This is a genomic window from Novosphingobium sp. AAP93 (assembly GCF_001296055.1).
In the GTDB taxonomy this organism is placed as follows: domain Bacteria; phylum Pseudomonadota; class Alphaproteobacteria; order Sphingomonadales; family Sphingomonadaceae; genus Novosphingobium.
Genome location: NZ_LJHZ01000092.1, coordinates 75,526 through 99,174 on the forward strand (window position 1 = coordinate 75,526; position 23,649 = coordinate 99,174).

Annotated in this window: 21 protein-coding genes, 1 tRNA gene and 2 pseudogenes; 13 read left to right on the forward strand and 11 right to left on the reverse strand. The window is 65.0% G+C overall.

The features are described 5' to 3' along the window. Positions 1-16 precede the first annotated feature (16 nt). Positions 17-1,540, reverse strand: a complete 1,524-nt coding sequence (locus tag IP83_RS14035) for an acyl-CoA carboxylase subunit beta (protein WP_054122850.1) — start codon at positions 1,538-1,540, stop codon at positions 17-19. Between the two features lie 107 nt (positions 1,541-1,647). Between IP83_RS14035 and IP83_RS14040 the strand changes: the two genes are divergently transcribed. The 7 genes from IP83_RS14040 (at position 1,648) to IP83_RS14070 (ending at position 11,582) form a co-directional block, all read left to right on the forward strand. Next, positions 1,648-2,733: a nitronate monooxygenase family protein gene (locus tag IP83_RS14040; protein ID WP_054122880.1), complete on the forward strand. Its 1,086-nt coding sequence runs from the start codon at positions 1,648-1,650 to the stop codon at positions 2,731-2,733. 368 nt (positions 2,734-3,101) lie between these two features. Further along, positions 3,102-3,854 (forward strand): hypothetical protein, encoded by a 753-nt coding sequence (locus IP83_RS14045; protein WP_054122851.1) that lies wholly within the window; start codon positions 3,102-3,104, stop codon positions 3,852-3,854. A 30-nt stretch (positions 3,855-3,884) separates the two neighbouring features. Next, a complete protein-coding gene (locus tag IP83_RS14050) occupies positions 3,885-5,030 on the forward strand; it encodes a trypsin-like peptidase domain-containing protein (RefSeq protein ID WP_082364706.1) in 1,146 nt (381 codons plus the stop codon). A 4-nt stretch (positions 5,031-5,034) separates the two neighbouring features. Then, positions 5,035-6,399, forward strand: a complete 1,365-nt coding sequence (locus tag IP83_RS14055) for a hypothetical protein (RefSeq protein ID WP_054122853.1) — start codon at positions 5,035-5,037, stop codon at positions 6,397-6,399. After that, complete coding sequence (locus IP83_RS14060) at positions 6,396-8,153, forward strand: hypothetical protein (protein ID WP_054122854.1); 1,758 nt, start codon at positions 6,396-6,398, stop codon at positions 8,151-8,153. The genes IP83_RS14055 and IP83_RS14060 overlap by 4 nt, the downstream gene beginning before the upstream one ends. 55 nt (positions 8,154-8,208) lie before the next feature. Continuing rightward, positions 8,209-9,546, forward strand: a complete 1,338-nt coding sequence (locus IP83_RS14065) for a hypothetical protein (protein ID WP_197274380.1) — start codon at positions 8,209-8,211, stop codon at positions 9,544-9,546. A gap of 41 nt (positions 9,547-9,587) precedes the next feature. Further along, entirely contained in the window at positions 9,588-11,582 is a 1,995-nt protein-coding gene (locus IP83_RS14070) for a DNA/RNA non-specific endonuclease (RefSeq protein WP_156309730.1), read from the forward strand. A gap of 27 nt (positions 11,583-11,609) precedes the next feature. Here the strand turns inward: IP83_RS14070 and IP83_RS14075 are convergent, their stop codons facing one another. From IP83_RS14075 to IP83_RS14095, 6 genes and pseudogenes are all read right to left on the reverse strand, one after another. Continuing rightward, positions 11,610-12,458, reverse strand: coding sequence for an enoyl-CoA hydratase/isomerase family protein (locus IP83_RS14075; protein WP_054122855.1), 849 nt, complete (start codon positions 12,456-12,458; stop codon positions 11,610-11,612). Positions 12,459-12,477: 19 nt separating this feature from the next. After that, complete coding sequence (locus IP83_RS14080; RefSeq protein WP_054122856.1) at positions 12,478-13,257, reverse strand: SDR family NAD(P)-dependent oxidoreductase; 780 nt, start codon at positions 13,255-13,257, stop codon at positions 12,478-12,480. A 408-nt stretch (positions 13,258-13,665) separates the two neighbouring features. Continuing rightward, positions 13,666-13,875: pseudogene (locus IP83_RS14085) on the reverse strand (integrase core domain-containing protein); the annotation flags it as partial. 138 nt (positions 13,876-14,013) lie between these two features. Further along, positions 14,014-14,187, reverse strand: a pseudogene (locus IP83_RS20320) (chromosome segregation ATPase); the annotation flags it as partial. 52 nt (positions 14,188-14,239) lie between these two features. Then, positions 14,240-15,526 (reverse strand): integrase arm-type DNA-binding domain-containing protein, encoded by a 1,287-nt coding sequence (locus IP83_RS14090; protein ID WP_054122858.1) that lies wholly within the window; start codon positions 15,524-15,526, stop codon positions 14,240-14,242. A 157-nt stretch (positions 15,527-15,683) separates the two neighbouring features. Next, a tRNA-Ser gene (locus IP83_RS14095) sits at positions 15,684-15,774 on the reverse strand. A 79-nt stretch (positions 15,775-15,853) separates the two neighbouring features. On the opposite strand from IP83_RS14095, the gene IP83_RS14100 reads away from it, so the two are divergent. Continuing rightward, complete coding sequence (locus IP83_RS14100) at positions 15,854-16,912, forward strand: peptidylprolyl isomerase (protein ID WP_054122859.1); 1,059 nt, start codon at positions 15,854-15,856, stop codon at positions 16,910-16,912. A gap of 145 nt (positions 16,913-17,057) precedes the next feature. Here IP83_RS14100 and IP83_RS14105 read toward each other — a convergent pair whose 3' ends face one another. From IP83_RS14105 to eno, 3 genes are all read right to left on the reverse strand, one after another. Continuing rightward, positions 17,058-18,122 (reverse strand): hypothetical protein, encoded by a 1,065-nt coding sequence (locus IP83_RS14105; RefSeq protein WP_054122860.1) that lies wholly within the window; start codon positions 18,120-18,122, stop codon positions 17,058-17,060. Beyond that, positions 18,116-19,210, reverse strand: a complete 1,095-nt coding sequence (locus IP83_RS14110; RefSeq protein WP_054122861.1) for a phosphotransferase family protein — start codon at positions 19,208-19,210, stop codon at positions 18,116-18,118. Before IP83_RS14110 ends, IP83_RS14105 begins: the two co-directional genes overlap by 7 nt. Before the next feature lie 197 nt (positions 19,211-19,407). Next, the gene (gene eno, locus IP83_RS14115) at positions 19,408-20,691 is read right to left on the reverse strand and encodes a phosphopyruvate hydratase (RefSeq protein ID WP_054122862.1); all 1,284 of its coding nucleotides are present in this window, start codon (positions 20,689-20,691) and stop codon (positions 19,408-19,410) included. 202 nt (positions 20,692-20,893) lie between these two features. Between eno and IP83_RS14120 the strand changes: the two genes are divergently transcribed. From IP83_RS14120 to IP83_RS14140, 5 genes are all read left to right on the forward strand, one after another. Continuing rightward, a complete protein-coding gene (locus IP83_RS14120) occupies positions 20,894-21,559 on the forward strand; it encodes a hypothetical protein (protein WP_054122863.1) in 666 nt (221 codons plus the stop codon). A 9-nt stretch (positions 21,560-21,568) separates the two neighbouring features. After that, positions 21,569-21,949, forward strand: a complete 381-nt coding sequence (locus IP83_RS14125; protein WP_054122864.1) for a phage holin family protein — start codon at positions 21,569-21,571, stop codon at positions 21,947-21,949. Next, positions 21,946-22,248, forward strand: coding sequence for a hypothetical protein (locus IP83_RS14130; protein WP_054122865.1), 303 nt, complete (start codon positions 21,946-21,948; stop codon positions 22,246-22,248). The genes IP83_RS14125 and IP83_RS14130 overlap by 4 nt, the downstream gene beginning before the upstream one ends. Further along, the gene (locus IP83_RS14135; RefSeq protein WP_054122866.1) at positions 22,245-22,682 is read left to right on the forward strand and encodes a hypothetical protein; all 438 of its coding nucleotides are present in this window, start codon (positions 22,245-22,247) and stop codon (positions 22,680-22,682) included. Before IP83_RS14130 ends, IP83_RS14135 begins: the two co-directional genes overlap by 4 nt. A gap of 88 nt (positions 22,683-22,770) precedes the next feature. Next, positions 22,771-22,995 (forward strand): DUF4170 domain-containing protein, encoded by a 225-nt coding sequence (locus IP83_RS14140; RefSeq protein ID WP_054122867.1) that lies wholly within the window; start codon positions 22,771-22,773, stop codon positions 22,993-22,995. Positions 22,996-23,099: 104 nt separating this feature from the next. Here the strand turns inward: IP83_RS14140 and greA are convergent, their stop codons facing one another. Further along, positions 23,100-23,576, reverse strand: coding sequence for a transcription elongation factor GreA (greA, locus tag IP83_RS14145; protein ID WP_054122868.1), 477 nt, complete (start codon positions 23,574-23,576; stop codon positions 23,100-23,102). Positions 23,577-23,649 lie beyond the last annotated feature (73 nt).

Consider the following 23,649-nt stretch of genomic DNA (forward strand, 5'->3'; position numbering starts at 1 on the left):
CGGCCCGCCCTGAACTTCAGGCCGCGCCCAGCTTGCGCCACGCGAGCTCGGCGAACTCGCACAGCAGCGGGCGCGTATCGCGCGGATCGATGATGTCTTCCACCGCATAGCGCTCTGCAGTGCGGAAGGGCGAGCGGACCCGGTTGAGGCGGTCGCGGATCAATGCGAGATGCGCTGCCGGGTCCTCCGCCTGTTCCAGTTCGGACTTGTAGGCCACTTCGATCCCGCCTTCGATGGGCAGGCTGCCCCAATCGCCCGAAGGCCAGGCGAAGCGGTACTGAAAATCGTCCGCATTGCTCATCGCGCTGCCGGCAATGCCATAGGCGCGGCGCACGATCACCGAGGCGAGCGGGACGGTGGCGCGGTAGATCGCGTTCATCGCCTGCACCCCGTAGCGGATCGTGCCGCTGGTCTCGGCAGCGAGGCCGATCATGAAGCCCGGGTTGTCGACAAGGTGCACGATCGGCAGGCGGAACTGGTCGGCGAGCTTGACAAAACGCTCGACCTTTTCAGAGGTGCGCGCTTCCCACGATCCGCCGAGGAATGACGGGTCGCTGGCGAGCAGCGCGACCGGCCAGCCGTCCAGCCGGGCGAACGCGGTGATCGCGGCGCGCCCCCACTGGCGGCCCATTTCGAACACGCTGCCCTTGTCGGCCACGGCCTCGGCCACGCGGCGCATCGAATAGACCTGCTTGGGATCGCGCGGGACGGCGGACAGCAGGAATTCCTCGCGGCGGTCAACCGGGTCGCGCGGCCTGGTGCGCGGCGCGGGCTGGCCGACGCGGCACGGCAGGTAGGAGAGGAACCGGCGCGCGCGCTGGAAGGCTTCGGCTTCGCTGGCGACTTCGTCATCCACCACGCCGTTGCGGGTGTGGATCGCGCTGCCGCCGAGGCTTTCCTTGTCGCTCGCCTCGCCCAGTGCCTCGACCACGGCTGGCCCGGCGGCGAAGAGTTGCGAGAGGCCCTTCACCATCACGGAATAATGGCTCGCCACCACCCGTGCAGCGCCCAGCCCCGCCGTCGGCCCGAGCGCCAGCGCGACGACCGGCACGGTATCGAGATTGCGGATCACGTCCGACCAGCCGGGAACGGCCGGCACATACGTCGCGCCGATGTCCTCCAGCGTACGCACCGAGCCGCCGCCGCCGGTGCCGTCGATCATGCGGATCATGGGGATGCCCAGAGTGTGCGCCATCTTCTCGCACTGGACGAACTTGCGGTGGATCGCCGCATCGGCGGCACCGCCCCGCACGGTGAAGTCGTCGGCGGAGGCCACGACCGGTCGGCCCTCGATATCGGCGCGGCCGAAAATCAGGTTCGAGGCGCTGAGGTCCGCGAGATCACCCGCGGCGTCATAGTGCCCCTTGCCCGCGATCTTGCCGATCTCGCGAAACGATCCTGCATCGACGAGCCCTGCGATCCGCGCCCGCGCATCGAGCTTGCCGCGCGCATGCTGACGCGCGACTTTGTCCGGCCCGCCCATCTTTTCGGCGAGCGCCTCGCGGCGGCGCAGTTCATCGATCTCGGCTTGCCATGTCATTGTTTACGCTCTCCCGCCAAGCGATGTGCCATGTCCGGCGGCGCGGTGAAAGGGGCTGTCTGCCGGTCATTGCTGTCTGGCCCGGCGGCGCCTACGAGTATGCGGCAATGCCCGCGAACCGCCTTCTTCCGCTGCTCGGCATCAGCGTGCCGCTGATCCAGGCCCCGATGGCAGGCGTCTCGTCGCCCGACATGGCCGCTGCCGTATCCGATGCAGGCGCACTCGGCTCTATCGCGGCTGGCGCTGGCAACGCAGAGGCTGCACGGGGGATGATCCGGTCAGTGCGGGCACGGACGGAGCGGCCATTCAACGTCAATCTGTTCTGCCATGCCCCCGCACAGGCCGATCCGGCGAAGGAAGCGGCGTGGATCAGGCGATTTGCGCCGCTGTTCCCTGAATATGGCGCGCGCCCCCCGGCAGAGCTGCGCGAAATCTACCGCAGCTTTCAAGGGGATGATGCAATGCTGTGCGTTCTTCTGGAAGAGCGCCCGGCGGTGGTGAGCTTTCATTTCGGCCTGCCCCCGGCCGCGACCGTTGCGGCGCTCAAGGAGGCCGGTATCGTACTGCTGGCAAGCGCAACCAACCTTGCTGAAGCCCGCGCGATTGCAGCCGCGGGTATCGATGCAGTTGTCGCGCAGGGGTGGGAAGCGGGTGGTCATCGCGGCAGTTTCGATCCCGATGTACCAGATGAAATGCTCGGCACGTTCGCACTTGTCCGCCTTGTATCCGCCGCGCTCGATATCCCGGTGATCGCGGCGGGTGGCATCATGGACGGGCGCGGGATTGCCGCCGCGCTCGCGCTGGGGGCCTCGGCCGCACAATTGGGCACGGCGTTTATCGCCTGCGACGAAAGCCTGGCCGACGCAGGGTATCGCGCCGCGCTGGTCCAAGGCGGCGGAGCAGGCACCGTGATGACACGCATGGTCTCCGGTCGCCCGGCGCGAATCCTGCCCAACCGCTTCGCGGCGAAGAACGGCAGCTGCGAAGAGGCAATGGTCCCCGCCTATCCGATCGCCTACGATCTCGGCAAAGCACTCCATGTCGCCGCCAAGGCACGCGGCGAACAGGGCTATGGCGCCCACTGGGCCGGACAAGGCGCGCCTCTGCTGCGCAGCATGACTGCGGCGGAACTGGTCAGAACCCTGGTCGCGGAGCTGGCGCAAGCTATCGCAGCGGAGAACCTGCCCGGCTGACACGGCTTCCGGCAAGATCCTGTCCGCTCCTTACTGCCTTGTTTACGATGGCATCTCGCAATTTTGAGTCCTTGACACGAGTTATGCTTGAGGCATGATTTGTCTGCGGCGTCAGAATCAATGCATTTTGAGATTCGAAACGCCCTCAAGGCCACGCTTAATGGCCCGGCGCTCGCGCAACTGCATGTCACCTTCGGCCTTTGGGCTTGCTCGGGACAGCGGTGCGACCAGCAACTTCTCGCAATTGGCGACCATCTTTGCAGCACAGCCCGGCGCGGCCGATCATGGTGCTGTGCGCGCAAGAACAACTTCCGCTTCGCGGCTCATCGGCTGCCGTACGGGGACCTGTGTGGAGAGGAGCAGTCACAATGGCCATCAATCCGCTTGAATCCATCGAGATGACCGATGTCGGCATCGATGCCACGCTCGAGGGGGTCGAGCTCCAGAGCAGCCAGCTCGATCTCACCAAGCTGCCGGACCTCGTCGTGTCAGGCACTGCCCTGATCGACTTCAAGAACACCCCGGACGTGGTCCTGCGCTCCTCGATCTCGCTCGCGCTGCTTTTTGCGAGCCGGGTGGCGACCAAGGCCGTTACGCCCGGGGATGGTGATGAGGACGATTGGCTGGCGCAGTATACGCAGGCGCTGACCGGGATCGGCTTCCGCATCTCGGGCATGAATATCGTGCACTCGGAGATCAAGAAGAAGAACGTCTCGGTGCACAAGGCGATCCTGCCCCTGCTGACCCTCGCATTCGGCGGGGCTGCGGTCGGACCGGTCATTCTGCAGGCGCTGAAATCGCTCGACGAGATGGACGAGCAATCGCCCTGGATCACCCTGTTCGACCGGCAGACCCGCCGCTTCGATGTCAGCGAGATGCACTTCGCCGCCGTCAACGCCTCTGCGGTCGATACCACGATCCAGTATGCCATTGCCCGGCTGCATGTCGAAACCGGCGAGACCACGATCCTCTTCTTCAAGCTGTCCGAGACCGGCGCGCGTTTCGACAGCACATCGACCACGCTCACCGCCGACAACGGGCTGCTGGCGTCGATCGAGCCAAAGCTCAGGACAAAGCTGCTGAGCATCATCGACGACACGATCGCGGGCGCGGAGATCTGATCAGGGAGCCGGGTATCGCGGGGGCGGGGCATGGCGGACACGACACAATTGCTGGACGAGCTTTATCCGCGCGAGGTGGAGGTCGCCGATGCGCAAGTGCCCGAACTCGTCGACGCGCTGCTCTCGGCCTATCCGGACAAGGACTTTCTCTATATCCGCCTGGCCGACAAATGGGCCGTGCGGGTGGCGGACGACATCGTCGGCACCGATGGTCCGGGCCGGCTCATCGTCCGCCGCATCGTGGAGTATGCCCGCTCTGAGGGACGCCTGCTCGATCTGCTCGGGCTCGCGTGGAGCGACAAGCCGGGCAACCGGAAGCTGAAGGCGCTGGCCGATGCCTGGCTGACCGACCAGACGGGCGTGATCGCGCGCTATGCACCGCCTGCGCCGCCGCCGCAGATCTTCAAGGGAGCAGGGATCGCTCCTGCTGCTGGAACCGAAGCCACGGGCCTGTCCAGATCGGCCTTGCAGCGGCTGGTCAACGCCAGTTCCAAGCCGGTCAATCTCGGCGATTTCTTCAGAGGCATCGACCGCGTTCGGCACGCCTTGTGCCGGATCTGCACGCCTGCGGTTGCCGGTACCGGCTTCCTGATCGGGCGGAGGACCGTGCTCACGAACTTCCATGTGGTGGAAAAAGCTGTCGAGGAGCAGCGTGCCGGCGCCGACATTGTCTGCGAGTTCGACTTTTTCGAGCGCAACAGCGTGCCCGTCCGCCGGTTCGGCCGTGGCGGAACGGGCTGGCTCGGACCGTGCAAACACTATTCACAGAGCGACCTGACGGGGGTCGGCGTGCCCGGCCCCGACGAGCTCGATTTCGCGATCATTCACCTTGACCAGCCGGTCGAGCCGGACCGCGTCGCGCTGGAGTTGCCATTCACCCCGCCGATCATCGGCATGCACGACTTTGTCTATATCGCCCAGCACCCCGATGGCGAAGAAGCCCAGCTCGCGGTGGGTCAGGTGGTCGACATCCCGGGCTCAGGGCTGCGCTATCGCTACGACGTCACCACCGAGCCCGGCAGCTCCGGCTCGCCGGTCCTCGACTTTGCGCTCCGTCTCGTCGGCCTGCATCACGCGGCGGACCCGGGCACCAACCCCCGGTTCAACCAGGGCATTCCGATCAGCCGTATCCGCCGCGCGCTGATCGATGCTGCATTCGACTTCGGGGCGATGTAGCGCGATGGCCAGTGCGCCGCCCGATCCAGCCATCGCCGCATGGGATGATGGCGGCAACAATGGCCTTGATGCCATTCTCGCGCGCGCGTTCGGCATTCTCGGCGGATATCTTGAGCTGAACACGATTTTCGAGGCGATCCGGCTCAACCTCTTCGAGGAAATCGGCGCCTACGATCTGCCGATGCGGACTGTCATCTACAAAGTCCGCGAGACGATCACGAGCGAAGGAATGCAGCGCCAGACGCTTGAGGCGCTGTTCGTCAAGCTGCCGGGCAACAGCGAACTGCGCACATGGACAGGGCAGCATGTGCCGGATCTGCTGCCACTGGTGCCCCAAGCGACATTCGAAACCGTGCGGCCGGCTTATGAAGCCGATCGGATGCAGCGGCGAGTCCAGTCGATCGAGCGCAACTTCGAGAAGTTCGGGACGGCGCTCACGCTCGACGCAGCAGACAAGCAGGTGGCGCGCGATATCATCCAGCGCCTGCAGGAACTCGACGGATTCAAGGGCGCGCACGACGCGCTGCATCAGTTGCAGATGACGGCGCTTGCCGAACTCCAGCGTGTGGCTGCTGGGACAACGCCTCCCGCAATCCGCGCGATGAGCATCCTGCTGCAGCTCGAAAACCTGCGCACGGCAGGCGATGCGATCCGGGCGAGGATGAGCTTTGCGGGCATCAGTCCGGCGGCGGCGCAGGCGCGGAATGTCCTGATCGATCAGATCGAGAAGATCATCAGCCTGATCGGGAGGCTCGACCGCGAGAACCCAAAAAGCGCAGAGACTGCCGCGAGCGTTCTGCGCAGCCTGCTGCGCCAGCAGATGGCGCAGTTCGACAGCCTGCTGGTGACCACCTCCGAACAGATCCCATTCGGCGCGTTTGCGTCCGCCATCGCCCGGCTTCCGCAGCCGGCGACAATCCCGGTGAACAAGGATCTGAAGGAAGACCCGGTCCTGATCGCGAACATCCAAAGCGGGTTTCAGGACGTCGCCAACCGCCTCGTCATGCGCCAGTCGGTGCACCGCTACTGGCAGCAGATCGACGCCACGATCTTCAATGTCGAGGAACTGCTGGCGGGCTCCGGCCGCGAGATCGAGATCGAGTTTCACTGGCAAAACATCCAGTCGCTAATCGGTGATATCGCGCGGTTTCCCGTTGAACCGGATGTGACAAGCGTCCTTTCGCAATCGGGCATCGATGTGGCGGCCCAGATCGATCCCGCCCAAGTGCGCGACGAGAGTTTCCGCCTCGCGTTCAGCATGTTCACGAGCTTTGCCCGCGTCCGCTTCCAGCGCGCCGATACCGCCCTGCTCGAGGACTGCGGCTTGCTGCGCCAATTGAACGACCCACTGAAGGCCTTGCTGTCATGACACAGGATATGCCTGCGCCGCCGCTTCTTGCGTCGCGTGAACCCCGCTCCGGGCCGGTGACGATCGGCATGATCCGCGACGAGCACCTCGCGCTCATGCAGCAGTGGCGGTCACTGCCCGACGACGCGGTGCGCGCGGCCCGCGCGGGTGCTTTTCGCGAAGCTGTCGCCGCCTGCGGCACAGACCTCGAAAGCCCGGGCGAGCGCGACGAGGCGCAGGGGATCATCGACTACTGGGCGTCGGCCATTTCGGGCCTCAAGGGCGCCGTCTATCCCAAGCTTCTGGTCGTGGCGGATTACAGCGGCCTCCGCGCCGCCGCCGCGGCGCAGTCGATCCGCCAGGTCTACGAAGCGCTCGACCCGCCGGAGATGAAGCCGATCGCCCGCAAGGTGATGGAAAACCTTCTGGTTCTTAAAGACAGCACCGTCGAACGCAGACGCGCGCAGGACCGGGAAGCCCTGCGCCGAAGCGCCGGCGTGGGCGAGCAAGCCGAAGACAAGGCCGCATTCGATGCGCTGCTCGCCAAGCTCGTGGCAACCGGTTCGATCGTACGCCGGGCGGGCGAGACGCCCGACGACGACCGTTTCGAAGTAGCCGACGTTCATGTGGCCGATCAGGAGAACTGGCCCGATCTGGCCAGGTGGCTGAAGGATGCTGCGGCCTACAACACCGAGCGCGATCGGCTGGTGCAGTTCGCCATTGGCTGGTGGCAATCCGGACGAGAACCGGCCCTGCTGCTGTCGACCCCACAGGCTGCGCACGATGCGCTCAGGTTCATGGGCGAGGACGAGACGCTGGATGCCTATATCAAGGAAAGCGAGCGGACATTCTGGCAGAAGCGCCGCAATATCCTGACAATCGTCTCAGTTGTAGTCGTCGTCCAGGCCGCCGCGCTGGTTGGCCTCTGGTTCATGTACGACACGGCCAACGACCGTCTGGAAGAGGCAAAAGCAGAAATCGCGCGCGCTGCGAGGCAGTCGGCAAAGGCAGCATTCGACGAGCACCGCGCAGCGGAAACCACTCAGACTGCTGAATATCTTAACAAGGTCTTGCTCGGCAACAGCGAAGCCGAACTGAAGCAGATCGCCACAGCCACCGCAGACGCACCGAAGCCGGAAGATGATCTGCTGGGCAAGCTTGCCATCGTGAACGGGGCCGTCCTGCTCGGAACCGACAAGGGCATGCTCGTCAGCGACCTCAAGGGCAGCCCGATCCCCGGGCTTGGCGGCCTTGCCGAGGGCTCACGCTTGCGAATGCGCGGCGCAAGCGCGCTGTTCACCGAAATGCCCGCGGGCAAGAACAAGTACAATCCGCCTGACGCAAAGGCGACCATACCGACCGGCGGCCAGATCGTGCTGCAAGCCGTCCCGCGCATCGTCACGCTTGCGGGCAGCCGCTTCTTCTGGGCACCCGTGCGCGTGATTCCGCAGGTCTATGTGCAGTACCACAGCCTGCCCAAGGCGCAGGTCGATGCGATCCGCCGCTCGCTTGCCGAAGCCGGGTTCGAAACGCCCGCCGCGCAGTTGATCACCGGTTTCAGCGGGCTTTCCGAAGTGCGCTACCAGCGCCCGGAGGACCGCGAAGTCGCCGCCATGCTGCGAGACAGGCTCGGGCAGCTCGCCGACATCCATGCGGCCGGTGCGATCACTTGCCAGAAGATCGCCCCTGCCACGACCGCGCCAGTCAACTTCAAGCTCGAGTTCTGGTTCGATCCGCCGCTGCGCAGCGAAAGGCGCGATCCGACCTGCCGCTAGGTGATCAAGGACAGCCGACGACCCCGCAATTCAGACCATCGAGAGGAGAGCCAGCATGACCGAGGAAGCAGCGCAAGCACCCACCACCCGCCGTGACGCCGAAGAGCAGGAGTGGCAGACCTCGCTCGACCCGCTCGACGGACACAACGATGAAAGCGATGCAGGCTCCGCCGAAGCCGCCGCGTTCGCGGATGCCGGAGAGGAAGCGGTACGCCCGTGGCGTGTGGCCAAGTCGCTCAAGCGTCTGCTGGCGCAGGTGAATGCAGCCTATCCGAACCGGGCCAAGGGCTGGGACGGCACGATCGGCGATGCGGCGCACCAGTCGCGCGCCTCGGACCACAACCCCTGGGTGGTGGACGGGGCGACCGGCGTGGTCACCGCCATGGACATCACCCACGATCCCGCACACGGCTGCGACGGCAACCAGCTCTCGGCAGCCCTGCGCGCCAGCGCCGATGCCCGCATCAAGTACATCATCTGGAACAAGCGCATCTGCAACGCCTCGGCGATCGGCAGCGTACCGGCGTGGACATGGCGGACTTACACCGGCAAGAACCCGCACGACCACCATGTGCATCTCTCGGTAAAATCCGACAAGCCGCGGTACGACAGCGAAGCCGACTGGTCGTTCCGCTCGGCCGAGGAAGCCGTGGCCGAGATGCCCGATGACGAGGCAGATGCCCGTGCCGCACTTGCAGCGCTGGGCATTGCACCATCAGACACCACACCCTTGCTTGAGCAGATCGTCGATCTGCAAGACGCGCTCGGCCAGATATCTGCTTACGCGCTGCGTCAGCCCCTCGCCGAATCCACCGAGGAAGCGGCCTTCACCTACGATCAGCTCAAGGCCAACTACGAAGCGCTGTTCGCCTCCGCCAAGGTGGCGTCCGCACGCAAGGGCGAAGTGGCGTGGTACCTCAAACGGCTCCGCACTGGCCGCCCGCGCTATGAGGAAGTGGCCGCCAAGACCAAGGTTCCATGGTGGTTCGTTGGCATCGTCCACGCCATGGAAGCCGGTTTCAGCTTCAGCGGCCATCTCCACAACGGCGACCCGCTCACGGCGCGCACGGTGCAGATCCCCAAGGACCGGCCGCTGAAGTGGAACCCGCCAAGCGACTGGCTCTCCAGCGCCTATGACGCGCTCGAGATGAAAGGCTACGTCGGCAAGACCGATTGGGAAGTGCCACGTGCGCTGTACCGTTTCGAAAGCTACAACGGCTACGGCTATTATTCGAAGAACATCAACTCGCCCTACCTGTGGAGCTTCTCCAACCATTACACCAAGGGCAAGTATGTCCGCGACGGTGTGTTCGATCCCAATGCGGTATCCAAGCAATGCGGTGCGGCGGTGATGCTGCGCGCGCTGCTGGATAGCGGCGACATCACGATCTGAGCCTGATCCTTTCCTGAAATCCCTCTTCGGGAGTGCCTGTCATGTCCGAAACTGAACTGCCGCCCGCTTCACCGCGCACCACGTTTGAAGAAGCCGCGCTTGGCCGCGTCCACCAGATGCCCGGAGGAATGCGTGCCGTCGCCCAGCGGGCTGTCGATGCAGGGCTGATCGATCCCGGCTTCTTCGGGGTCAATCCCGCCGGCATCACCGAGCAAAGGCCAAACCTCGAGATGGTCGGCAGCGCGGTCGGTCTCGAAGCGATCATACTGCGCACCGGAAGGCCGCCGCTGCTCGTGCGCAACGACGCCATCGTGATCGACCCGATTGCCGAGATCGCCTTGGCGCCGGACACGGATCTCAAAGCCCTCGATGCGGCCGCGATCGTACGGATGAACCGGTTCCTGCCCTCGATCGGGCGGGTCGAGTTCCTCAACCACCAGATGCAATGGGGCGGCACCGGCTGGGTGATCGAGGAAAAAGGGGATCGCCGCTGGGTCGTGACCAACCGCCATGTCGCGAAGCTCGTCGCCCGCCGCAAGTGGGATGGCAGCGGCGTGTTCCTGCGCTCGGTTGCTGGACCGCTCTACGGCATGAAGCTGGACACGCGCGAGGAAGTGGGTGCGCCGCAGAATGGGGAGCGCGAGTGCCCGGTCGAGCGGATCGTCTATCTTGCCGACGATTCAGAGGCCGACTGCGCGCTGCTGGAGATCAGCGTCACCGCCACGTGCCAGCCTGCACCGCTGCCGCTGGCAGAGCACCGAGCCAAAGTTGGCGAAACCATCGGTGTCATCGGCTATCCCGCCTATGATGATCGCAACGAGCAATCGGCGATGCGGCACTATTTCGGCGATCTCTTCAATGTGAAGCGCTTCTCGCCCGGGCTGGTCACGCAATCGGGTTCAGGGCTGCTGCTGATGCATGATTGCACGACGCTTGGCGGCAATTCCGGTTCCTGCCTGCTCAGCGTCGATCAGGACGCCGTCGTCGGCCTGCATTTCTCCGGGAGTTTCGGGGTAGCGAACAGCGCGGTCAGCGTCGAGACGCTGCGCCAGCTCCAGACGGGGCGGCTGTTTGTTGTCAATGCGCCCAGTGAAGCGCATGTGGCGCCGGAAGCCGAGGCCGCCGATGGATCGCACACGGCCGATCACTTTGCCGGCCGTGCCGGCTATGAACCCGCGTTCCTCGACAATGCGCCGCCCGTGCCGATCCCGGACCTTGATGCCGTGATCGGCGACCTCGCGACGCCGGCGGACGAGCAAGCCGACAAGCCGCGCGAGCTGCGCTACACGCATTTCGGGGTCTATTACTCCCGCTCGCGGCGGACCCCGTTGTTCACTGCAGTCAACATCGATGGCGAACGGGCGAAGCGGATCAAGCGCGTCTCGCCGGACATCTGGTTCTTCGACGAGCGCATCGATCGCAGCCTTCAGCTCGGCAAGCACTACTACGTCGGCGATCTCGACCGCGGCCACATGGTCCGGCGCGAGGACCCGAACTGGGGCGAGAATGCCCAGCTCGCGAATGACGATACGTTCCACTACACCAACGCAGCGCTGCAGCACGCCCTGCTGAACCGGGCGAAAACCCAGTGGCAGGGGCTGGAAAACTACATTCTCGACAGCTCCCGCACGATGGGCTTCCGCGCCTGTGTCTTCACCGGCCCTGTCCTGACGGACAACGATCCCGCGCTCGGGATCGAGAATGTGCAGATACCGATGGAGTTCTGGAAGGTCGTGGTCATGCCGCGCACCGACGGCGGGCTCCATGCCACCGGCTATCTGCTCAGCCAGGGCGACATGATCCGCAGTCTGCTGGAACAGCGCAAAACGGAAAGCTCAGCAAACGAATCCGCCAACGAGGGCTTCCAGCTTGGCGAGTTTCGCACGTTCCAGCTGGCCATCAAGCATATCGAGCAGGCAACCGGGCTGCGCTGGCCCGCGCTTGACGGCGCTGATCCGCTCGCTCCGCATGGCAACGAGGCGGTTTCCGCTGTGACCTATATGCCGCTGGATTCGCTGGAAGATATTGTGACCTGACGTCCGGCCGCTGCGCGGCGCGCGGTGCTAGCTGTCCTTGCCCGAGGTGCGATAATCGCCAAACGCCCCGTCCCGCGCATCGAGCGCCCCGCGCACGTCGCCCGCGCGAAAACCGGCGAAAGTCTGCCGCGACGCCTCCGTCGTCATGGCCAGCGCCTGCATTTCCGTGCCGGCGCGAATGGCAGAGCGCAGCCCCATCGCTTCCATCGCCCGGTGCACGGAACGCTTGTTGATCTGCTGCACTTCTGGCGGGACTTTGGCGACGCGCTCGGCAATGGCGAGAACTTCGCGTTCGAGCGCGCCCGCCGGGAACGCACGGTTGGCAAAGCCCACGCGGACGGCCTCGTCCGCTGTCAGCGCATCCCCGGTCAGCATCTGCTCCATCGCCGAGCGGAAGCCGCACAGCCACGGATGGAACTGGGTATCGGGCGGGCTCATCCCGCGCACCGGCGGATAGCCGATCCGGGCATCGTCGGCGAGGTAGACAAGATCGCAGGCGGTCGCGAGTTCGGTCGCCCCGGCCAGGCACCAGCCGTGGACTTGCGCAATGACGGGCTTGGCCAGGTCCCAGATCCGGAACACCCCCTCGACGACATGGCGCGGCCAGAAGCCCGGGCCATCAGCGGTGTAATAGGGGGGCGGCTGCGTCCCGGCCTCGGGCGAGAGGTCATAGCCCGCAGAAAAGCAGGGCCCGGCCCCGCGCAGGATGATGACCCGAACTTCCGGATCCCGGTCTGCCGCCTCGAGCGCTGCAAACAGCTGCCGCCTGAGATCGTTCGAGAGCGCGTTGCGCTTGTCCGGCCGGTTCAGCGTCAACCGGCGGATGCCTGCCAGCGGGGTGTCGCTCAGCACGAGTGACGGGGACGCCTGTTCCATGACCGCAGCTCCAGCAGGCTCAGAAGATCGTGTAACCGCCATCGAGGACGATGCTGTCGCCGGTGTGGAACCGCGCAGCATCGGAGGCGAGGTAGACCGCGATCCCGCCGAAGTCCTTGGGCTCCAGCCACTGCCGGAACGGCACGCGCGAGATCACCTGCCGGTTGAACTTCTCGTTCTCCTGCGCGCTTTGCGTCATTTCGCTGACCGTCCAGCCCGGCAGCACCGCATTGCAGCGTACGCCATAGCGGGCGAACTCGACGGCGGTTGCCCGGACCAGCGAGCACAGCGCGCCCTTGGCGGCGCCATAGGCCTGGTTGCGGGCCGCGCCGTGGATCGCCGATGTCGACGAGATCGCGACCAGCGAACCACCCGGATCGCCTGCTTCGGCCCGCGTCTTCATGTGCTTGCAAGCCTCGCGCAGCGTGAAGAACACGCCGTCGAGATTGACCGCCATGACCTTGCGCCACTGCTCGGTCGGGAACTCCGCAAAGGGCGCACCGCCGCCGACTCCGGCATTGGCGATCACCGTATCGATGCGGCCAAACTCGGCGACCGCCTTGTCCATCGCCGCGATCACGGCGCCTTCGTCCGCAACGTCGACGATCTCGCTGGCGATGCGCTGCCCGGTTGCTTCCAGCTGCGCTTTCGCCTCTGCATTCTTGGCGGGGTTCATCCCCCAGATGATCACCGAGGCGCCCGCCTGCGCCAGCGCTTCCGCCATGCCGAGGCCGATGCCGCCGTTGCCCCCGGTCACGAGCGCGACTTTTCCGCCAAGATCGAAAGGCTGGTAGGGCATGGCACGGGTTCCTCAAGCGGCGCTCGGCGGGCGCCTTGCCCGTCAAGGTCCCCCAGATGCCCGAACCAGTCCACTTGTGCAAAATGCTAGGGCAAAGGGAGATGCCATCCGGTTGCGCCCCCGTCGCTGCAACCTGTTCGCTGTCCTCGAGTGCGAAATCGGCATCGCCGCTGCCTGACGAGGCGAGCGTCTGGGCCTGGCTTCCCTCATCGTGCTGCGAGCGGTTGACCGGTCGGCCCCGGCAGGCCCGGTGGAGCCTATGGGTTCCCTTGCGCCGCGTGGAGCGCGATGGCCGCGTCGACGGCTTCGGTCTGCCGAGCGGAGGGCCAGCTGTCGGGGTCGAAGATCGCCTGGGTAACGATCCCGACCAGTGCGGTGACGTGACCCCCAACTTTCCCCCAGCTGGGATTAGAGCCGGGTGGTTGTTTTGCGCATCAGCGCGGTTGAAGCAATGGCCTGCGTAGCGGAGCCCGTAGGGCGTAGCGAACCAGGCCATTGCTTATCCAGTTCGGCGGCGAACGCCGCCGGGGTTGCGTAGCCAAGTGACGAGTGCGGCCTCTCCCGGTTATAATCCTCGACCCAGGCCGCTATCTCGACCCGAGCATGGGCAAGGCTCATGACAGCCGCCAGTTGATTGAGATCCGCCAAGACAGCAACTCCGCTCGAAATGGGCATCAAGGATCGAACATCAGAGCGCCATCGACAAGAGATCATCGCCAGCGCCGCAGAGCAGCGCTGGCGATCGGCGGCACCCTGTCAGGTGGCAGCCAAACCAGCCCCGGCCTTGGGGGACGTGCCCAGCGGCCCACGGCGATCCACAACAGTGATCCGCCGCACCTTGGCCTCGATCACAAGGCGCTCAAGAACACCGTTGCCGGGGAATGCGACGACGTAGCGTGGATCAAGGCTGAGCATCCGCTCGTTGCGCTGAGGGCATCACGGTCGCGACAGATCGACTTCGCGCCGACTGGATCGGTCCAGCCTAACGCAGCCTGTAACTCAAAAGCTTGTGCGGCGCCGGCAGACAGTCAAAGAGCATTGCTCCCCAAATACTCGCAATTTCTCGCCTGCGCTCGAGAAACGCCGCACGATTGTAGGCCCCCTCTGATCCCGAAACTCCTTCCGGGATGTGAGCCAACATCATGTCGATGACGTTTCGATCTCCAGGCGTCCCATTGCGCAGCGCCCACTCATTCATGATCGTCGAGAACGATGCGCGCCAGCCATGCGGTACATGCCGGCCTTGATAACCGCAGCGATTGTAGAAGTAGCTCAAGGTGTTTTCACTCATCGGAACCCGGGCATTGCGATTGCTGGGGTAAACAAGCGGACCAGCCCCGGTCAGACACCAGGTTGCGCGCAGAACAGCAACCGCTTCAGGTGCAAGCGGTACCAGATGTTCAAATTCCTCATCCTGCTTCAGCTCATTGGCAAGCTTCATATGATCCGCAGGAATTCTCCAAAGGGCGTCAGGTGCATCGCTACCATCATACCAGTTGATCCCTTCCAGCTCGGTCCATGCCATCCTTCGGACAGTCCCTGGCCGCTGCGCAGTCAAGGCAATGAAGCGCGAGGCGAGCTTGGTAAGGGCGGCCGCGCCCTCGACCTCTGTCCGCCGAAAGAGATCCTGCAGCCCTTCGATGGAAAGGATCGCCGGTCGCTTGCGACTGCGCGGCACTGGTTTCAGCGCCTTGCCGACGACAGCCGCAGGATCGCGAGCAGCCACGCCTTCGGCAATGCCGTGAACGAACACGGCTGACATCCTCTGCCGGGTGCGATGCGCTGTCTCGATGGCGCCCCGCTTTTCAATCTTTCGGAGAACAAGCAGCACCATCGGCTCATCGATCTCGGTGACCGGCAGAGCACCGACGGTCGGAAAGACATCGTTCTCCAGGCTCGTGATCACGTCGTTTGCGTGCACAAGCGTCCACCGATCCTTCTGTAGCTCGAACCAGTTGCGGGCCACGACCTCGAAGGTGTTTGATGTCGCAAGCTTCCGCTCGATAGCCGCCTTCTTCGCCTCCAGCGCGGGGTCCTTTCCCTCGACGAGCAAACGCCGCGCCTCGGTCTTGCGCTCTCTGGCAACCTTGAGGGACACCTCCGGGTAAGAGCCGAGCATGAGCCGGCGTTCCTTGCCGTCAAATCGGTATTTGAAACGCCAACTGCGATGGCCGGCCTTCGTCACATAAAGGTAGAGTCCCTCGGAGTCGGAAAGCTTGTAATCCTTGTCTCGCGCCTTGGCTTGGCGGACCGCCGTATCACTGAGCATCGATGCCCCCAGATTTGCTGTCCGATGCCCCCAGGAATGCCCCCAAACAGCTTGGATGCCCCCGGATAAATCGGTACAAATAGAGAACGCTTTCTAGCGCAAAATGGCCGAAAATCAAGGAATTTCAGCGTTTTTTGGAGCCACTTGGCAGGGTGGCTGGCGGAGCGGGAGGGATTCGAACCCTCGATACGCTTTTGGCGTATACTCACTTTCCAGGCGAGCGCCTTCGACCACTCGGCCACCGCTCCGCATGCACTGGAAGGCGTTGCCCCTAACGGCAAGCAACCACTTCCGCAAGGCTGCGAAGGCTGGCACAAGTCGTTTGTGATGAAACATCCCTTTCTGCTCTCCGTCGCCCTGCTCGCCAGCTGCAACCCCGCGCCCGCCCCTGCTCCCACGAAGGAGTCTGCACCCGCCGCTTCTCCCGCAAAGACGTCAGCGCTGGCGCCGACCGAAATCGTTGCGGCGGCCCCGGCGGCGGACTGGGCGGCGATTGCGCCGTCCGATCTGCTCGTCATGGACCTTGCGCCCGATGCCAAGGGCGCCGCTCGGCGGGTGGTGATCCAGCTGCTACCGGCGCCGTTCTCGCAAGGATGGATCGGCAATATCCGCAAGCTCGCCGCCGCAAAGTGGTGGGACGGCACGAGCGTCAATCGCGTGCAGGATGGCTATGTCGTGCAATGGGGCGATCCGGACGGTGAGGACAAGGCGAAGGCCAAGCCACTGCCGGCGGGGTTGAAGGTTGTGCCGGCGGAGGATTACGAGCAGGCGGATGCCGTCATCAAATCGGCGCGATATCGCGACCGTAGCGGGGGCGCAGCCTACGTATATCAGGTGCTTCGCAACCTTGAGATTCCAGGCGCGTCGTCAAAAGCCAAAAGCGCGCCGCCACACACGGTCGGCTCGGCTGGCGACAGCTACGCCGCCTACGTCGGCTGGGAAAGTGGATGGCCGGTCGCAAGTGACTTCACGAAAGCATGGCCCATCCACTGCTACGGCACCGTCGGCGTGGGCCGCGATTATCCGCCCGATACCGGCTCGGGCGCGGAGCTCTATGCCGTCATCGGGCAGGCCCCGCGCCAGTTGGACCGGAACATCGCCGTCGTCGGCCGGGTGATCGAGGGGATTGAGAACCTCTCCAGCCTACCGCGCGGCACCGGCGATATCGGCTTCTACAAGACGGCTGAGGAGCGCACACCGATCCTCAGCATACGCATCGGCACCGATGTGCCCGGCCTGCCGCGCTACGAGTACCTATCAACCGAGAGCAAGAGCTTTGCCGCCTATGCCGATGCCCGCGCGAACCGGCGGGATGCGTTCTACATCAAGCCTGCAGGCGGAGTGGATATCTGCAACGTGCCGGTGCCAGTGCGGCGGGTAAAGTAGGCCCGCACCACCTTACCCCGTTCGTCCCGAGCGAAGTCGAGGGATAAAGGCCGAGCGCAGCCGAGGCCGTTGCGTGCGCCTCGTTTTCGGCTCCGCTCGAACCGGTCCCTCGACTTCGCTCGGGACGAACGGCGTTGGGGAAGAGTTATCCCAGCCCCAGCGGTTTGTAGGCACCGAAAATCAGCTGTTCGAACACGCCGGTGCCGACCTCGCCCGCGCTCGTCGTCACACGGCTGACGATCTGGACGTGAAAGTTGTCCATCCGCTTGGGGTCGATGTCGGCCAGCACGATATCCTCGCGCTCCACTTCCAGCACGCCATGGTAGAGGCCGTGTCCCCATGTGGGCGAGGTATACCCCAGCCCGCGCATCTGGAAGCGCTGCAGCGGCTCGAACGTCAGCGTTAGCGGATCATCCCCGCCGATCACCAGCTCGCCGCCTGCTGGCCACAGCGTTCCCGGCTGTAGCGGCGCATCGAGCTTGGCAGACGGTGTCTCGAAAAACCCGTCATGCCCCGCCCCATCTGGCGCGATCACCGCGCGGGTGTTCCATGGGCTCCCGTTGGCATCGGCGTTGATGTGGAAAAACACGCTGCGGCTGGGCAGGTTGATCGGCGTCCATTGCCAGAAGAACTGCGGAACCACGCCGTGCCCGTGCGGCTGCGTGTCGCTGGTGCCGACAGGGCGCACGCCCCAGCTGCGATCGCGCGTACCAGCGGTTCCGGGCTTCAGCACCGTGCGCACTCCGTCGATTTCGACCCAGCCGGTATAGTGTCCGTTCTGCGTCAGCCGCGTGTAGTCCATGAAGGTGCGCGGGCCGATACGGTGGATGAAGCGCGGCTCCTCGATGGGAAAGGCGCGCCCGGTGAAGACGATCTCCGCGCGGATCCCCTCCTCCTCCACGCTGATCGAGAGGCGCTTCAAAGGCTCCTCCACGCGGATGGCGATGGGGCCGCAGGTCAGGTCCAGCCGCTCCATCCTGAGCTCGCGCGAGGCGTGGAGCGAATGCTGCACCCCGTCCTTGATGAAGCAGAAATGCGCGTCCGCGACGTTGAGATGCGGATAGATGCCGAAAGCCGCAGCGAAGAAATCGCTCCCGTCCGCCGCATAGCCGTTGAAGAAATAGCGGTCGTAGAAATTGCGGTCGGTACCGGAATAGGCGATCGGCTCGGGCGTCTGGTGCAGCGGGAAATCGTCGCCATTGGTCAGCATTGTGCACTCTCCATCATGGCGTCCAGGGCGCCGATGCTGTCGTGATCGAGCGCGAGTTCGGCTGCACCCCGCGCCATCGAAAGGAAGTTGGCGTCGCCCCGTTCCGTGCGCACCACGAAGGCTGCGCTGAACACCGCGGTGAACAGCCCGTGCAGCGCCCCGATCCGGTAGCGCCGCATCATCACGTCGTGCGAAATGGGCGCGCCGTGACGCGCCATTTCCTCGGCATAGAGCGCAAGCAGCGCCGCCTCGTTGGGCCGCCGCAACTCGCTGCCGATGCCGCAGCCCATGAAATAGCCGACGTCGGTCATCGCGCAGCCGATCGCGCAGGTCTGCCAGTCGACAATCGCGATGGGCTCCGCCCCCCACCCGACCCCGAACAGCATGTTGTCGAGCCGGAAATCGCCGTGGATCAGGCAGGGCTCCTCCGGCTGTCGTGCCAGCCAATGCTCCACCCGCTTGTCGAGCTCATCGCACAGCGCCAGGGCATCCGCCGCCAACTGGCCGTCATAACGCTCGCGGAAGATCGCGTGGGCCTGATGGTAAAGCTGCCCGATCTGCTCCAGCAGTCCCTCGCGCCCATGCAGCCAGTCCGCGCCCAAGACCTTGGGATGCCCGATGGTCGCGGAATGCAGCGCCGCTGCCTGCCGGATTGCCGCTTCGGCATCGGCCAGCCCGCAGCCTTCGAGCTGGTTGCCGCCGCGCTCGGGCGCCAGATCCTCGAACAGCAGCACAAAATCGGTGCCCTCGGCATTGATTTCGGCGGCGTAGACCTTGGGCGTGCGCACCGCGAGCATCCCCGCCAGTTCGCGGTAGAAACCCACTTCCTTTACGTAGAGCATCATCGCCGCCGCCGTGCCGCGGCTGGTCGGATCGGCGGAAGCAAACTTGCCTGCCAGCGTCGCAGGGGCGGCAGTGGGCCGGTCATAGGTGATCGTGAAGCGGGCAGTATCACCCACCTGCCCGGTGCCGATGGCCTTCCATTCGAGGCCGGTTATCCGCGCATCGACCAGCAGGCCCGCGCGCGCCAGTTGCGCTTCGATCCAGCCCGGCGTTACCGCCGCAGCCGTGCTTGGAAACTCACCCATGCATCACTCTCCGCCAGCAAGACTGGCAGAGAGCGGCTGCATTGGAAAGAGACTTTAAGCGGCCGCTTAAATCCTGCCGCCTCCCACCCACCCGTTCGTGTCGAGCGCAGTCGAGACACCTGGCGCGGCGCTGGTTCTCAGCTACGCTCGAACAAGTCCCTCGACTTCGCTCGGGACGAACGGCGGTTGAACAGGCCTTACGCGAGCCGCCCGAACGCCGCCGCACCCGCATAGCGCGCCGACTGGCCCAGCTCTTCCTCGATCCGGATGAGCTGGTTGTACTTGGCAAGCCGGTCGGACCGGGCAAGCGAACCCGTCTTGATCTGGCCGCAGTTGGTGGCAACCGCGAGGTCGGCGATGGTCGCATCCTCGGTCTCGCCCGAACGGTGCGACATGACCGCCGTGTAGCCATTGCGCTGCGCGATGCTCACCGCTTCCAGCGTCTCGGTCAGCGTGCCGATCTGGTTGACCTTCACGAGCAGCGAATTGGCGAGGCCCTTGGCGATGCCCATGGTCAGGCGCTTGGGGTTGGTGACGAACAAATCGTCGCCCACCAGCTGCACCTTCTTGCCGATCTTGGCGGTCAGCGCGGCCCAGCCTTCGAAATCGTCCTCGCTCATGCCGTCCTCGATCGAGCGGATCGGATAGGCATCGGTGAGCGCGGCGAGATAGTCCGCCATCGCGTCCGGCGAAAGCGAGAGCCCCTCGCCGCTGATCTCGTACTTGCCGTCCTTGAAGAACTCGGTCGCCGCGCAATCGAGCGCGAGCACGATGTCGGTGCCCGGCTTGAACCCGGCCTGCTCGATCGAGGCCATCACGAAATCGAGCGCATCGCGCGTGCTGGCGATGTTGGGCGCAAAGCCGCCCTCGTCGCCCACGCCGGTGGCGAGGCCCTTCTGGTGCAGCGCCTTCTTGAGCGTGTGGAACACTTCGGCGCCCCAGCGGACGGCCTCGGCCAGCGTCGGCGCGCCGACCGGCATGATCATGAATTCCTGGAAGTCGATCGGATTGTCGGCATGCTCGCCGCCGTTGATGATGTTCATCATCGGCACCGGCAGGAGGTGCGCCGAGACGCCGCCGACATAGCTGTAAAGCGGCAGGCCGCGCGCATCCGCCGCCGCCTTCGCCACCGCCATGCTGGTGCCGAGGATCGCGTTGGCGCCAAGACGGCCCTTGTTCTCGGTCCCGTCGAGCGCGATCATCGCCATGTCGATGTCGCGCTGGTCTTCGGCATCCATGTCGACAAGCGCACCGGCGATCTCGCCGTTCACCGCGCCGACCGCCTGCAGCACGCCCTTGCCGAGGAACCGCCCCTTGTCGCCATCGCGCAGCTCGACCGCTTCATGCGCACCGGTCGAAGCGCCCGAAGGCACGGCAGCACGGCCGAACGAGCCGTCCTCCAGCAGGACATCGACTTCGACGGTCGGGTTGCCCCGGCTGTCGAGGATCTCGCGGGCGTGAATGTCGATGATCGCGGTCATGAGCGCTTCCTCGTATGGTGACGTATCCTGACGCGCGCCCTATCGGCGGTTGGCCAGAGTGACAAGTGCGCCTAGCTATGCGTGGAACCGCTAGGCCGTCCCAAGCATAAGGCAAATGCGGCCCCGCCACGCTTTCGCACTTGCGGCATTTGGGCTAGGACCGGAAATCAATTCAGAATCGCCCCGAAAAAGGACCCGCACCATGGCCGATACCCCTGACAACGCGGCTCCCGAAGCCGATACCAAACCCAAGAGCCGCAAGAAGGCCGCGCTCAAGGCTGTCGAAACCGCCGTCGAGGCCGTGGCCGAAGCCGTGCCTGCCGAGATCGCGCAGATCGAAGAGACGGTCAGCGACACAGCCACTGCCGTCACCACTCGTTTCGGCAAGGCGATCGAGGACGCCAAGGCCAGTGCCGCCAACCTCACCGGCGAAGCCCGCGAGCGTACCGCCGCGCTCACGGAAACGGTGACCTCGACCGCCAGCGAATATACCGAAAAGGCGAGCGAATACGCCGAGCAAGCCAAGGTCGTCGCGCTCGATCTCGCCCGCCAGGGCAAGGGCAAGGCAACTGCCGCGCTGTCCACCCTAGGCGAGACAATCGAGAGCAACGCCGGCGTAATCGACGAGAAGCTTGGCGTGCAATATGGCGATTATGCCCGCGGTGCCGCGCATACTTTGCAGTCCACCGCCGCCAGCCTCGAGGCCAAGGACATTCCCGAGATCGGCGAGGATATCGTCACCTTCGTCAAGAAGAGCCCGGTCAAGGCGCTCGGCATCGCGGCGGTCACCGGCTTCGTCCTCTCGCGCATGCTGCGCCGCAAGCCCGCACCGGCTGCTGCGGAGAGCGCCGAAACCACGGAAGCCTGATCTCAGCGCGTGACCGAGACGAAGACAGAAGCGGGGCAGGACACGGGGGCTGATGAGTCCCTGCTCGGCGGTGCGCGCGCGCTGCTCGAGGATGGCCAGTCGCTGATCGCGGCCGAGCTCGAATTCCAGAAGGCCCGCGCCGGCTTCCTGCTTGGCCGCGCCAAAGGCATCCTCGCCCTCGCCGCGCTGGCGCTGGCGCTGCTGTTCTTCGCGCTGATGGCGCTGGTCGTCGGCCTGCTGCTCGCCCTCGCCCCGCTGATCGGGCCGTGGGGCGCGCTCGCAGTCGTGTTCCTCGGCTTGCTCGCGCTGACGGGCCTGAGCGTCTTCGGCATCCTGCGCCGCGTGAAAGGCACCCTGCGCGCGCTCAAGGGACAGGACCGCGCGGCATGAGCGACGAGAGCTTGCAGGAAGCCCGCGCCCGCCGCGATGCCGCCTGGGCCCGCTTCAACGGCCAGAGAAACGCGCTGCAGACCGGCCTTGCCGAAAAGTCGATCCCCACGCGGATCAAGGAAGCGGCAGTGGACCGCGTGATCGATACGGTCGACGAGGCCAAGGCGGTCGCCAAGGACAATATCCCGGTGATCGGCGGCACGCTGGCGCTGCTTGCGGCGTGGTTCTTCCGCCGCCCGCTGATCAATCTCATCAGGAACCGCTTCGCACCGTCCGAAGCGGACGAGGACGTGACATGACCGACGAAACGCCCACACCGGAAACCGAAGCGCCAACAGCCGAAAAGCCCGCCGATCCGCTCGGCATGGTGAAGGGCTTCGTCGAGGAGCATCCGGTAGCGATGGTCGCGGGCGGGATCGTTCTGGGGGCGCTGGTCGCCGGAGCGCTGTCCCGCGCCGGCAGCGGTGTTACCGGCGACAAGGCGACGCGCAAGGGCACCCTGTCCCGCATGTCCCTCCCCCGCCGCGCGGCGGACCTTGCAGCCGTGGGCCTGGAAATTGCGGCCGCCTATGTTGCGGGCGCTGCCGGTGAGAGGGCTGCCGCCGCCGTGAGCGAAGAGGCAGATGCGCCCGCCAAGCCGGAGAAGGCACGCCTTCCTGCTCTCGCCGACAAGGCGCTGCGGACCCTCGCGCCGGTCATCACCCGCCATCTGCCGGGCAAGAAGGCGGAATAACGGGCTTTTCCGCAAGGTCAGGGGCTTGCGCGCCCCTCTTCATTTTGCCAGTGGCTGGGCTTCCTCCCCAAGGAATGGATACCCAGTCATGCAGAAGCTGCACCTCGTCATGGGCGGGCGGGTCAAGGATCCGCAGCACCTCGAATTTACCGATCTCTCGAAGATCGACCTCGTCGGCGTCTATCCCGATTATGCCAGCGCCGAAGAAGCCTGGCGCAGCTGCGCCCAGCGCACGGTGGATGACGCGGAAATGCGCTACGTGGTGGTCCACCTCCACCGCCTGCTCGAGCCCGAGCTGCACAAGCCAGAGTGAATGCAAAAAGGGCTGCGGGAATAGACCCGCAGCCTTTTTTGCATTTTCTCAAAGAACGCTCACCCTGAGCTTGTCGAAGGGTCCCGCGGTAATACGCAGCCGTCTCAGATGAACTCGATCTTCTCGACCACATAGAACCGGTCGCCCGAAGGCACCGTCACTTCGATCTCGTCTTCCACGCGCCGGCCGATCAGCGCGCGGCCCAGCGGCGAATTGTAGCTGATCCGGCCACGCTTGGCATCCGCTTCGGCCTGCCCGACGATCTGGTAGCGCACCGGCTTGTCGTCATCGTCAAGCAGCGTCACGGTCGCGCCAAACACGATGCGGTCGCCCGAAAGCGTCGTCGGGTCGATGATCTGCGCGCGGCTGATCTTGTCTTCCAGATCACCGATCGACGCTTCGACCTGGCCCTGACGCTCCTTGGCGGCATGATATTCGGCATTTTCGGAAAGATCGCCGTGCGCGCGGGCTTCCTCGATCGCGTCGACGATCAGCGGACGTTCCTCACGCAGCGCCTTCAGCTCCGCCGTCAGCTTCTCGTAGCCCTCGGCCAGCATCGGCAGCTTCTCAACACTTGCCATCCTTAGTCCTTCTTACCTTTCAATCCCTTGACCAAACATCGCCAAGGGAAAACCGTTCCGTCCCGGCCAGCAA